This window comes from Mycoplasma sp. ATU-Cv-703, assembly GCA_004011965.1.
Classification (GTDB): Bacteria; Bacillota_I; Bacilli_A; order Mycoplasmatales; family Metamycoplasmataceae; genus RYZV01.
This window is the reverse complement of record RYZV01000001.1, coordinates 600,665-613,371: the sequence shown is the minus strand read 5'-3', so window position 1 is coordinate 613,371 and position 12,707 is coordinate 600,665. Positions and strand designations below refer to the sequence as shown.

The 12,707-nt window shown below is 35.8% G+C and carries 10 protein-coding genes; 7 read left to right on the top strand and 3 right to left on the bottom strand.

Annotated features, from left to right (window positions below):
- From CSE00_RS02855 to recA, 4 genes are all read left to right on the top strand, one after another.
- A partial coding sequence (locus tag CSE00_RS02855) for a lipoprotein 17-related variable surface protein (protein WP_161565552.1) occupies positions 1-1,123 on the top strand: 1,123 nt, incomplete at its 5' end.
- Positions 1,096-1,680: a YqeG family HAD IIIA-type phosphatase gene (locus tag CSE00_RS02850; protein ID WP_127943071.1), complete on the top strand. Its 585-nt coding sequence runs from the start codon at positions 1,096-1,098 to the stop codon at positions 1,678-1,680. The genes CSE00_RS02855 and CSE00_RS02850, both read left to right, overlap by 28 nt.
- Positions 1,680-2,093 (top strand): CinA family protein, encoded by a 414-nt coding sequence (locus CSE00_RS02845; RefSeq protein ID WP_127943070.1) that lies wholly within the window; start codon positions 1,680-1,682, stop codon positions 2,091-2,093. Before CSE00_RS02850 ends, CSE00_RS02845 begins: the two co-directional genes overlap by 1 nt.
- Positions 2,094-2,098: 5 nt before the next feature.
- Positions 2,099-3,082: a recombinase RecA gene (recA, locus tag CSE00_RS02840; protein ID WP_127943069.1), complete on the top strand. Its 984-nt coding sequence runs from the start codon at positions 2,099-2,101 to the stop codon at positions 3,080-3,082.
- Here recA and gpmI read toward each other — a convergent pair.
- The 3 genes from gpmI to CSE00_RS02825 are packed head-to-tail and all read right to left on the bottom strand — an operon-like array spanning position 3,066 to position 6,504.
- Positions 3,066-4,583, bottom strand: coding sequence for a 2,3-bisphosphoglycerate-independent phosphoglycerate mutase (gene gpmI, locus CSE00_RS02835; protein ID WP_127943068.1), 1,518 nt, complete (start codon positions 4,581-4,583; stop codon positions 3,066-3,068). The genes recA and gpmI overlap by 17 nt on opposite strands.
- Positions 4,576-5,304 carry a triose-phosphate isomerase gene (gene tpiA, locus CSE00_RS02830; protein WP_127943067.1) on the bottom strand — a complete coding sequence of 243 codons (729 nt, stop codon included), beginning with the start codon at positions 5,302-5,304 and terminating at the stop codon, positions 4,576-4,578. The genes gpmI and tpiA overlap by 8 nt, the downstream gene beginning before the upstream one ends.
- Positions 5,305-5,313: 9 nt before the next feature.
- A complete protein-coding gene (locus CSE00_RS02825) occupies positions 5,314-6,504 on the bottom strand; it encodes a phosphoglycerate kinase (RefSeq protein WP_127943066.1) in 1,191 nt (396 codons plus the stop codon).
- A 341-nt stretch (positions 6,505-6,845) separates the two neighbouring features.
- On the opposite strand from CSE00_RS02825, the gene CSE00_RS02820 reads away from it, so the two are divergent.
- The 3 genes from CSE00_RS02820 (at position 6,846) to CSE00_RS02810 (ending at position 12,350) form a co-directional block, all read left to right on the top strand.
- Positions 6,846-8,969 (top strand): hypothetical protein, encoded by a 2,124-nt coding sequence (locus tag CSE00_RS02820; protein ID WP_127943065.1) that lies wholly within the window; start codon positions 6,846-6,848, stop codon positions 8,967-8,969.
- Between the two features lie 78 nt (positions 8,970-9,047).
- Positions 9,048-9,869 carry a hypothetical protein gene (locus CSE00_RS02815; protein WP_127943064.1) on the top strand — a complete coding sequence of 274 codons (822 nt, stop codon included), beginning with the start codon at positions 9,048-9,050 and terminating at the stop codon, positions 9,867-9,869.
- 477 nt (positions 9,870-10,346) lie between these two features.
- Entirely contained in the window at positions 10,347-12,350 is a 2,004-nt protein-coding gene (locus tag CSE00_RS02810; RefSeq protein WP_127943063.1) for a hypothetical protein, read from the top strand.
- Positions 12,351-12,707 lie beyond the last annotated feature (357 nt).

Below are 12,707 nucleotides of genomic sequence, written 5' to 3'. Positions count from 1 at the left end.
CAAACTGGTAGTTGAAGCCCAAGCTAATGACGAAAGTAATCAAATTGAATTTACTTTCAAACTGCTGAGAAATGAGCAAAACTGGGTAACGCTTCATAAAACACTAATAGATAACTTTGACCAACTAACCCGTTTGAAAGAGTACGCCACAAAAGTTCGTCAAAAACTTTCTAGTCTAAAAAAACTTGAGTTAGACGAAAAAAACATTTTGCCAAGTGGTTTTAAAAACCTTGAAAGTTTACTAACTCTGACCAACCTAGTCAAGAAAAGTATCGGATGAGACGAAAAAATTACTGGTTTAGAAATTGCAGTTGATATTGACTCTGTTGATGATGAAAAAGGCACCATCACGCTAGTAGTTTGGGTTTGGTTTGAGCATCTTGGATGATCTGCAAGTGGATCTACTGATACTCTGCAAGTTGACGACCTTTTAAAAACTTCAGAGTTAGAAACCCAGAGTAAAAACGCCCAGGAAGCAAAAGAAAAATTGAGCAATCTTGAATCACTGGTTATTAAACACAAAAACATTTTGCCGAGTGAATTCAGCGACCTTGATAAGGAAACGTTTGAAGAGTTAAAACAAAAGCTTGGATTCAAAGGAGAGAGGCAAGATCCGAGAATAACTGTCAAAGTTATTGATCGTGACAACGTAAATGGCAAGTTAAAAATCGGAGTTTGAATTTTTACGAGCGATAGCAATATTGAACTAACTAAACCAGACCGAGTTTTTGAAGTTGACGGTTTTATAAGCAAATTTGATCAAGAAAAACGCCAGTTCATAATCAAAGAATTACAAGACTGGATGATCGCTCAAATTAAAGAAAATTCTGAATTAAAGGACAAAAGCGAAAAAGAGATTGAGGACTCAATTTGGAATGATCTAATTCACGATCCAAAGTTGGAATTACCTGCTGATTGAGGATGGGATGTTAAGGCTAAGCGCGACGATCATAACGGGCAAATTAGTATCAAAATAACCATTCTTAGAAATGGTGATCTCTGGTGTGAAGTAGGTCACATTGAAATCAATTTAAACACCGAAAAAACTAAATTTAGCGATCTGAACCATCTATCCGATTTATCGCTTGAACAAATATGATGGACAGCCGACGCAAGAAATTAATCGCCAACTACTTTAAGCCTTCAATTTACATCCGCTCGTTCAAAGATGTCAACTTAACGCAACTTAAACGCCAAGGAATTAGACTCTTTATTAGCGACCTTGATAATACGCTCGTTCCCCACTACACGCGTTTGCCCAACGCTGATGTAATAAATTTCATCCAAAAGATTCAAAGCGCCGGCATCATCTTTGTAATTGTTTCTAACAACACTAAAAACCGAACCCAGCGCTTTGCTGAGAAGACTACTGCTGACGCTTTCTATGGCAACGCGCGCAAACCCTTTAAACGAGTTGTGCGTTCAATCATTGAACGTTACCAAGTTTTGCCCTCGGAGACAATTATCATGGGCGATCAAATCGTAATGGACATACTAGTCGCTAACAGACTAAAATGCGAGTCTATCTTAGTTCAGCCGCTTGTTTCCACCGACTACAAAATGAATTGGTTCCACATGTTTTTAGAACGAGTCATTTATTCACGTTTAGCAAAAAGAAACATTCTCGTTAAGGGGCAATTTACAAGTAGCGATCTAAGTGATCGATTGGAGCTTCTCTAGTGGCTCTGCCCACACTCGGTGCAGTTGAGTCTTTAACAGGCGGACTCTTTGCGAGTAAAGTCGTTAATAACGCCAATGTCTCGCACTATTTTCGTGGTAGCCTAGTTCTTTATGACAAAGATTTAAAAGCCAAGATCGGCGTTAATGTTGATAAGGGCGTGATTAATTCTCAAGCCGCCTTAGATATGGCAAAGCAAGGACAAAAGTGACTCGGAGTAGATATTTGCGTCGCTTTTACTGGTAACGCCGGTCCAACTAGTCAAGAAAACCGTCCCGTTGGAGAGGTTTACGTAGCAATTAACGAAAAAGTGTGGCAACTAAATTTAAAAGGTGATCGTAACCAAATTCGCGCCCAAGCAGTCAATTTTGCCTTTAAAAAATTAAGTAAAACTTTTAACTGACCAATATCTTAGTAGATATGTCTAAAAAGTCTTCCAATTCGAGTTTGAAAGCGCTAGTTGAACAATTTCGTGATAGCACGATTATTTTGCCGGGCGAAAGTCTTCGTGAGCCCAGCGCGGTTTTCTCAAGTGGTTCGCTCGTGATTGACGAGTTAACTGGTGTGGGCGGATTTGTCCGCGGAAAAATAGTTGAAATTTACGGACCTGAATCAAGTGGTAAAACCACGCTTGCTCTTTTAGCAATTAGTCAAGTTCAAAAAGAGGGCGGTAAATGCGTTTTCATTGATGCTGAACATGCGCTTGATTTAGAATTCGCAACTAAGCTAAACGTTGATAAAAATCAACTCATTTTAGTCCAACCCAGCTCAGCTGAGCAAGCTTTAGAAATAACCGATGCTTTAGCCAAAACTGGCACGATTGATTTAATCGTAATCGACTCGGTAGCGGCTCTAATTCCTCAAACTGAATTAGAAGGTTGTTTTGAAGACAACACGATCGGACTTCAAGCACGTTTAATGTCCAAAGCGCTCCGTAAAATTACCGCTACGCTATCCCAGTCACAAACAAGCGTAATTTTTATTAACCAAATTCGCGAAAAAATTAATCATTTTAGTGGCCCGGCTCAAGTCACGCCCGGTGGTCGCGCGCTCAAGTTTTATGCTTCGCTAAGACTGGAAGTACGTCGGATTGGTTACACCGGTGTAAGCGATGCTCCCAACGGAGTGAATCTAAAAGTTAAGTGCGTGAAAAACAAGTTAGCTCCGCCTTACCGAGTTGGTCAAATTCACCTCAGTTTTAACCACGGACTTGACCAAGATAACGAACTAATCGATTTATTGATTAGTCAGGGTTCGTTAGTTTCTAAAGGCGGGTGGTACCAGTGAAATGGTCAAAACATTGCCCATGGACGTGCTCAACTGCTTGCACTAATTAAAAACGATCCGCAACTTAAAGAGCAAATGCGGCAAACTTACCAACCAATATCTAACGATCCGACTTAATCAATAACGACTTAGCATCCATCTGAGTAGGAATTTTTAAACCTAAGTAGTCAAGTAAGCTTGGACTCACATTAGCAAGTTTACCCGGTTTAAGTTTGATCAAGGAGTCGCACACTAACAAAGGAACATCGCTATTTGTGTGTTTGGTTGAAGGTTTTCCTTGCTGATCTAGCATGATTTCAGCATTTCCATGATCAGCCGTAATTCAAAGCGTTGCCCCGTGCTTTTGACAAGCACGATACAATTGACCAAGTTGATCATCAATTATTTCGATCGCTTCAATAGTCGGCTTTAGTTCGCCAGTGTGACCAACCATGTCAGGATTGGCATAGTTAGCAATGATTACATCAAACTGGTTCAAATTTTTAATAATTGCGTTCGTGATGCCCTGAGCGCTCATACTAGGTAAACGGGCAAAGTTATCAACTTTATGGGATGGCACCAAAATGCGTTTTTCCAGTGGGTAAAGGACGTCTTTACCGCCATCAAAAAAGAAGGTGACGTGAGCGTACTTTTGAGTTTCCGCTACGCGGAGTTGTTTGAAATTGTTCTCGGATAAAGTTTTTCCCAATGTCTGATTAATCTCCATCTCTGAAAATGCAACTCTGGATTTACTTATTCCTTCATACTTCATCATAGTTGTTAAATCAATGCTCGATAGACGCTCAGACGGATTATAGTCATACAATGAAGATCCGACTAAAAAGTGACTCAGCTGACGAGCACGATCAGGTCTAAAGTTGAAAAAAATTACTGCATCGCCAGATTTCAAAAAATGGGTCTTAGAACTCTTGTTAACGGCTGGTTCTAAAAACTCATCGCTTATACCTTGCTGGTATTGCTGACTTAAATAATCTAGAACATTTGAGAAATGATTCTTACTCTTTCCTTGCAAGGCTTGGTAAGCGAGCAAAGTTTTTTCAAAGCGCTGGTCGCGATCCATTGCGTACACCCTACCCATAATGCTGGCCAGTTGATAGTGGTAAGTTTGAAGCAAAGTAATTAATTTTTCAAGCGATGGTTTGATGCTTTGAGGACTAACGTCGCGACCATCACCGAAAACATGAACGCTAACATTTTTAAGTCCTTGCACGTGGGCAAGTTTTAAAAGTGCAAAGAGATGATCTTCGTGAGAGTGGACACCCCCCGGCGAAAGAAGTCCCATTAAGTGCAATGTTGCGCCACTTTTTTTAACTTTTTGAAAAGCCTTTAAAAAACTAGTATTTTTTTCAAAATCACCAGTTTTAAGTGCTTGATTTATTAGAGATAAGCCAGTATAAACAACTGTGCCAGCTCCGATGTTAAGATGACCAACTTCCGAATTGCCCATTTGCTGAGCAGGTAAACCGACGGCTTGACCAGCAGCTTTAAGCAATGTGTGAGGATAATGTTTGCGCAGGTAATCTCAGTTAGGGGTTTTAGCCAGCGCAATTGCGTTACCTTTTTGATCTTTGCGCTCGCCAAATCCGTCCAAAATGACTAACACCGCTCGTTTAGACACGCTCTGCCTCGCTAATGATTTGGGCAAACCCCTTAGGATCAAGCGAAGCTCCGCCAACTAAAACGCCATCAACATCGGGTTGAGTTAGGAAAGCAGCAACGTTATCGGCACTAACAGATCCGCCGTAAAGAATTCTTACATCCTTGGCCGTTTGTTTGCGAATTAAGCGAGCTACTTTTTGAGCTTGCTCGGGCGTAGCGGTTTGGCCAGTTCCAATTGCCCAAAGCGGCTCGTAAGCGATAATAAAATCATCAAACTTTTTGAATTTAGCAAAGATTGTAGCTAGTTGTTCAATGATTACTTTTTCAGTTTTTTCTTGTTGGCGCTCAAGCAAAGTTTCACCGACGCAAACAATTGGGGTTAAGCGGTTAGCTAGAAGTTGTTTGAGTTTTTTGCGAACAATTAAGTCTGTTTCTCCAAAGTGTTGACGTCGTTCCGAGTGACCAATAATAGCCCCTTCAATCCCAAGGCTAGATAGCATTAAGGCCGATGTTTCGCCGGTGTATGCGCCAGGATTAAATTCGGAGACATTTTGGGCAAAAGTTTTTAGCCCCTCTATACCTGATTGACGAACCTTTTTTAACAAGGTGTAATTGACGGCCAAAGCAAAGTTAACTTTGGGATTATTCAGCGCCTGCTCAAAACGTTCAAGATAGGAGTCAATTTGCAAATAGTCCTGGTTCATTTTCCAGTTTCCAATTATTCAGAGCGGTTTTCCCATGCTTCCCCTTTAGGCGTTTTGAATTACGTCTATAGCTGGTAAGGGTTTACCTTCCATGTAAGCTAGAGAGGCACCACCGCCGGTTGAAATGTGAGAAAACTTACTTTCAAAACCAAGCTTAATTGCCGCCGCAGCCGAATCTCCGCCACCAATGATAGCAAACACGCCCGGCTGCTTAGCAATCGCGTGGGCAAGTGCGATTGTTCCTTGCTCGTAGTTAGAAAACTCAGTTACACCGGCTGGCCCGTTTCAAACGACTGTTTTGGCTCCGTGCAAAGTTTTCTGAAATAGAGCGATTGATTTATGGCCGATGTCAAGCGACATCCAGTGGTCAGGAATGTCAACGCCTTCGGTTTCCTTACGGGGTGCGTTGGTAAATTTAGGAGCAATTGCAAAATCAATTGACAAAACGATTTTATCTTTGTACTTATTAAGTAGGCGGCGGGCCAAATCTACATAATCATTTTCAACTAGAGAATCGCCGATTTTGTGACCAAGTGCTTTGTTAAATGTACTAGCCATTCCGCCAGTGATAATCACCTTGTCAGCTTTTTGAAGTAGATTCTCAACGGCTTTGATTTTGTCAGAAACTTTTGCGCCGCCAACGATGGCTACGAAAGGATGCTCGGGATAATCAAGTCCTTGACCAAGCATCTTTAATTCTTTTTCAACTAAATAGCCGACTGCTGAAACAGCAATGTTCTGGGCTATGCCAACGTTTGATGCGTGCGAACGATGAGCAGTTCCGAAAGCATCATTCACAAAAACGTCGCCGAGCGAAGCTCAGTATTTGCCTAGAACTGGAGAATTAGAACTTTCGGCGCGGTTGTTTAGATCTTCAAAACGAGTGTTTTCAACCATTAAAACTTGACCAGGTTTTAAATTATCAATTGCCTTCTCTAACTTGGGTCCATGAGTTTTGTTAATAAAAATTACTTCTTTACTTAGTTTCTTACTAAGATCCTCTGCAACAACTTTTAAACTGTATCTCTCTTTATCTTTTTCAGTTTTAACGCGACCTAAGTGGGAGAATAAGACTAACTTTCCGCCGCTACTGATCACTTTTTCAATTGAAGGGAGCGCAGCCGTAATTCGCTTGTCGGACATGATTTGCCCATTTTCAATTGGGACGTTAAAATCAACGCGCATTAGCACTGTTTGATTTTTGAGATTAATATCGTCAAGTGTTTTTTTTGCCATTGTTTTATTTTAAATGCGAAATTGCCTTAATTATAAACCACCGATGAAGCGAGCGGTTTAATAGCATAAATTTATTTATCTGGGACCCATTTTAAGGTTATGTAATAACCAGCAAACCAATGTTCATAATTTTTTTTGGTTTAGCACTTAATTCAATGTTTTTTTTGACGTATACTAACAAATTAACGGAAGATAAAGGAAAATGATTAGGTTAAATTTCTCACGATACTAAGATTGGTAGTTATGCAGTTAAAAAATATCAAATTTTGCTGTGAATCTAGGTACTTCGGAGTAAATTTATAAAATGTCCACAAGATTAAGTTTAAACATGGTGATTTTAAATGAACAAACCAGGATTATCAAGCGCCTTAATTAAAGTTCTTGGGCAAATATTCTTAAAAACTGGATGGGCAATTATTTTAGTGTGCGCCATATGGATTTTTATATCTCTTTGCTTATCGGGCGATTGAAAATGATTTTATTTAACGCTTTTGGTCCCAAGTTTGATTTTTTTGTTTTCGCTGATTTACAGAGTGATAAATTATTGCCTTTATAAAAATTGATCCAAGCAATCACTGAAGATATATGACTTAAACAAGGAAGAACTAAATACAAAAATTAAGGAAGACGTTAAAGTCATATTTAAGGAAAAAGCAGTTCACATTTTTGAACAATTTGGCGGCGGAAAAACTCATTATGCACAAAAACTAATAGGAACCTATGTGTGCTGAAAATACGGAACCATAATCCTTTACTTCAACATGTGGTGAGTGAAAAGAAAAAGCGCTTTTGTAAAGAATTTATTTGGAAACAAACAATCTTTCTCTTTGGGCCCTAAGAGTTGTGGGCTGTCTTTCATCAAGGAAGACAATGACAGTTACTTCAACTACTTCCTTGCTTTTCTTCTAACGCTACTTGAATATGTTTTCTTGTTTATATGAGTTATTTTGGGGTGATTTTGAAATTGAGGGTTTTGAAAATACCGTAAACTCATACTGATAGATGATCCCGATAGGAATCCATCACACCAACAATTAGCTCCAATGGTTAACGAACTAATGTTTAGAAACGATGTTTATTTGATACTACATTCCAATTTCATAAACAATTTGGATAAAATCGTCAGAGAAAGAATATTTCTGCCTACTACAATGTTTAAAAATGTTAATTTGCGGCATTTTAAGGAAGCAGACAGTTACCTAAACGAAATAATGCCTCCAAAACTAAAAAATGAAGAACTAAAATCAAAAATGCGAAAAGCATATTCACTATATTTAACTATAAAAACCGAGAACGATTTCCACATAGATAGACTTAGAAACCTTTTAGAGTGCATGGGAAAAAATTTAGAAGATTTTAAAATTAAAACCGAGAAAGAAAATAATTCGGCATATTATTTTTTTGTACCTCCTAACGCTAACGTTTTCGGCGATATCAAAATTTTGTATAAAGGGGATTTGATAACAGATTTTGACATAAACAAAATTGTTGAGGTGCTTGGTTTGAACATACTTCCAGCTGACGTTTATTCTTTGCAAAAATTCAATAAATATTTGGAGGAAATTCAACATAACCAAGGTTTAGGATATCGTTACTTAACAAGCGAGTTACAGCGTCATGAGTTACTATGATGGTGTTTTGGGCACATAATTGAAAATTATTTTAAAAATCATCATGTAAAAACTTGCCTAATGCGATACAAAGACTTTGCTAAAGAAGATATCTTAAAAATGATAAAAGCTATTGAACCTCTGACAGATATGAATCCAGATCTCCCGAAACTTGTTGACCTTTTCGTTCATTTTAAAAATTTGGTCGTTGATGTGAAAGAAACTCTGGTTAGCGAAAAATATTTTAAACAAATGTCTTTTGCAAAAAAAATCATAGAAACCCTTGAACCGAAATTAGAAAAAAATGTTTTAAAATTTGTTAAAAAATTTAAAAGAGAATTTGGGGACTCTTGTACCGCGTATTTCATTTCCTATATTTACAGCGAACTATTCATCTATGAAAAGAAGTTGCCAATGCAATTCCAAAGGATAGCAGACTCTATCAATTTAAAGGGAATTGTCCAAGATTATTATTACTTTTTGGAATATATAAGGAAAACCGAACCGTGATACGGAGATATAACCGCTAAACTGGTGAACCAAGTAAATAATTGGAGTATTGAAGATCAATATCGTATTGTTGCCAGAATCAGCGAAAAAATACTTAATTGTGGTTCTGAGTCCGACAGAAGAAATATGAAAAACTTCATAATTAATCTTTTGTCAAAACTGAAAATCAATACACCCAATGATAAATCTGTAAAGAAAATGTATATGGTGGAATTTCTTTTAAATCTTAAGAAAAGGATAAATCGTCCTGGGGGAGAAGAAGTTGATTTAATCTCCATTTTACGTGAATATTTTCCTCAAAAAACGGTGTGGGCGTACCAAAACTGACTTAAAGTTACGAAATAGCAATAAATGTATTTTCGTTTTTATAAAACTTAGACGTGCTATCAGTTAAAAAAATAAATGTTGATTTATAATTTTGCCATGTCTTTAAAAGTCCTGTCATTTGATCAGAAGCGCCAAATGGTATTGAACGATCTTCTTAATAAGTTGAAAATAACTATGTTCGGGTCTGGTAATTATGCGTGAGCAATTGCTCTTGAAGAACTTCGTGCTGATTATACTTTAAATTGTGAAAATTTTAAAAATTGTGTGAAATTTTTTTACGGGGAAAACTCTACTAGCGATGAACAAAACCCTGAATGACTATTGGCACAAATATTGTTCACTATCTCGTTGATACGCTTAATCTACATAAAAAAACCGCATTATTTTCGCCATAATTCTGACCTTGAGGAAAGAAGTAGTAAATGAAAGAACATATTAGAAAAGTATTCACCAGATTACAAAATAAAATGAGAAAAACTGACAGAACAAAACGCATTTATTCCATTTGAATACAGTAAGTTTACGCCAGTTGTAGAAAATCTGAAAAACATCAGCGAAGAAAAAGCCACACCCATCATTGAATTGCTTAGTCCTAATAGAAGCGAAATAGAGTTGTCCGGTTTAATTTGTAGTATCTACAGTGGATTTGAAAAGATTAAACCTAATGACCTAAAGTTTTTAAACCAAACAGATCAAAATTTATATAAACATGTGTGAACATTTTCTAAACACCTAGCAAACAAAGTGGATAAAGTTAAAGGTCATAAAAGTGACAGTGAATTAACAATAACTGATATAGCGCACAATTTCGCACTGAATGCTTCTTTGATTGAAAAATTTATTGAAATAAATTCTAAAAATCAACAAAAAAATTTAAACAATGACTACGTAAAAAAACAATCATTAAAAACCTCTTAACTCTAAAATATACTGCTCGGGAGTAGCACATAACTACCATAACAAAGAAAACAACACTCATATGAAAAACGATGAAGTTGTTTCTCCATTTTTTTATTTTTTCATGCGTTCAAACACTGGTTATACCACAATTTAATTATCAACACATGTTTAGTTAAAAAGGTAATTCAAAATGGTTTCTATGACAAAAGTCGTACTGATAATTAGTATTGACTAAAAAATCATTGATAACGCTTCATCCAAAACTGCCTATTTCTCATCTTTAAATTTTAAGTCTCCTTAATCAGTTAAAACTGTTCTCAATGATGGGTGGTTGGTTACTTAAAAAGTAAGTAGATCGTTGTAAAACTTAAAATGAATTTATTTCATAAAAAACCTTTCAACGCACAAAAACTTTAGTATTTAAAAGACACAATTACAAATTTGCTTGTGATTTAAGAGATTATGGTGTTTCTTGAAATATAATGATTAATTATAATGGCGACGAAAACATCAGAAGAATTTCTTCAAGTAATTAATATTGATGACAAAATAGCGAATAGGCGATATTATGGGTTGCGTGACTTAGGAATAAATGCATTTATAGATCATTTTATGAATAATGCTAAAGATATATTCCTCCTGTACCTTAAATCTAATCTGAAAGAATTACCAAACTCATGAACATTGGCAGATTTTCTTTTGTCCTTTTATCTAAACGAGTTACTATCAATGGAAAGAGATATTTTAGACAGAGAAAAAGATACTTTTACCGACGAGTACTTTCAAAAAATACTAGAGGGCGATTATGGGACATTCCTAAGAAGAATTAAGCAAGATCTAAAAACAAACATCAAAAAAAATTTAAATCTAATGCTACGATACTTAAATAGCAATCTTGACTTAATAGAAGATCAAGTAAAAAATAAAAATATCAAATCGCTGTCTCACGTGGATCTGCTTAATCTAGTTACTAAAAATTGAAATTTTATAGATAACAAAAACTATCCAAGCATTTCTAGACTTTTTTCCAAAAATGTATTTTGATACTGCAAAAACACTTTTTTAACGAAAGATGCTACATTAAAAAAAGCTTTTACTCAAGAAATGGAAAATCTTCTCTCACAAAACCAGTATATGCCAAACAAATTGGAATTACTTACTTGTTACATAGAAAACTTGGATGCTTACTATTTAGAGACAAAAAGTGAGTTTATTAAACAAATTTTAAACAAATTTTATGAATGAGTTGTAGCACCAAATTTTATTCTCTTTTCTTATGAATCTTATAAAAAACTACTAAAGGTTGTTAAGCAAAATATCAAAAAATTTGGAGATAATTTTTCAGTACAAAACCTTATTAAGGAACAAATCAACAAAATAAATTCTTTAATCAAGGAAGAAAGCAAAAAAGGTATACATTTAGAAACGTTGCAATATATCGTTCCCAACATCGATCGTGAAGAGTTTTTAAAATTAGTGAGCGACGCTATGGATGGATTTGGACCTATACTAACATTCCTAGAAACAGATCAATTCAAATCAATTACCGATGAAGCATTGATTAGCAACAATCTTGCCGATATTTTTGAAAGTGATTCAACAAGCAAGTACAAACATTCATTTATATTTCCGGTTGAAACTGGGCTAATTATAAAAAAACAAATTCTACAAATGCTATTAAGAGAAAGGCAGAAACAATATTTGGAAAGAGTAAAAAAGCTATTAAATCTTTGTCTTAACTTTATGGAAGTTAAAAAAGAGAAGATAAAATTTGATATTTACGCAGTAACAGATATGTTTGAAGGATTTTTGAATACAAAAAAATACACCAAGATAGAAAATCTCAAGCAATCCATGTTCACTTGTGTTGCTATTGAAAAACTTGTCAAAAATCTATTCATGTATTTTCATAAAGATAACGACAAAATGCAAAAAGATTACAAAAGTTTAGGAGCATTGTTAACCCAAGAACAAGTAAGCGCTAAACACAATAAAACCGGAATAAAATACCCGTTAAGCGAAAATACAAAATCATTTCTACACTATTATATGTGTGCTTCGTTTATAGATAACGGACTTGAAGTTAGAAATAAATTGCTACATGGAGAATGGTTTGAAAAAGATTTAGCCAGTTACGATACAAAATTCTCTCTCTTCACTATATACATGACCGTTATAGAAGAAATAGCACTAAACATTTTGATTCAGATCAAAAAGCAAGTCTTCAAAGAACTTGAAGATTTTGGTTATTTTAAAAAACTAAAACAACTAATCAAAAAAAATGATGGGCATATAGTTATTAAACAAATCAACAACCATTTAAGAGATTTCATTACTAAGGAAAAACTTACTTTGTTAAAAAAAATTAATCTTTCTTGGAAAATTAGTGGTAGTGCTGATTCTCCCAACAAATTCACTTTGTCGCTGCAAATAAATGATTGTTTTCATGTTTGTAGTTTTTATATAATGACCAAAAACAAATATAAAAGTCAAAAATAAAGGATCTTAGCGTTAAGCGCTTTTGTTTGTGATGGCCGGTCTTTGTAAAATAACTAATCATTAAAAAACACCTTACTAAATAAAAAAACCAAACTAAAAAACGCCTAACGTCGGCTAGAACGTTAGGGCGTATATTTTGAACAAAAAGTATTTTATTTTTTTAACTGGTGGTCGCAAGAGCAACTTTGCATATGTTCACAACCACAAGGACAGCGGTGACGTTTGTCTACCCGGTCATCGGATTTATTAGTCGTTGCCGCCTCCCATGTTACCGCGTCCACCATCATGGTTTCCGTGGTTTCCTTTTTCTTTATCGTGGTGGCCACCATGTCCATGATTGTGACTACCGTGGTTGTC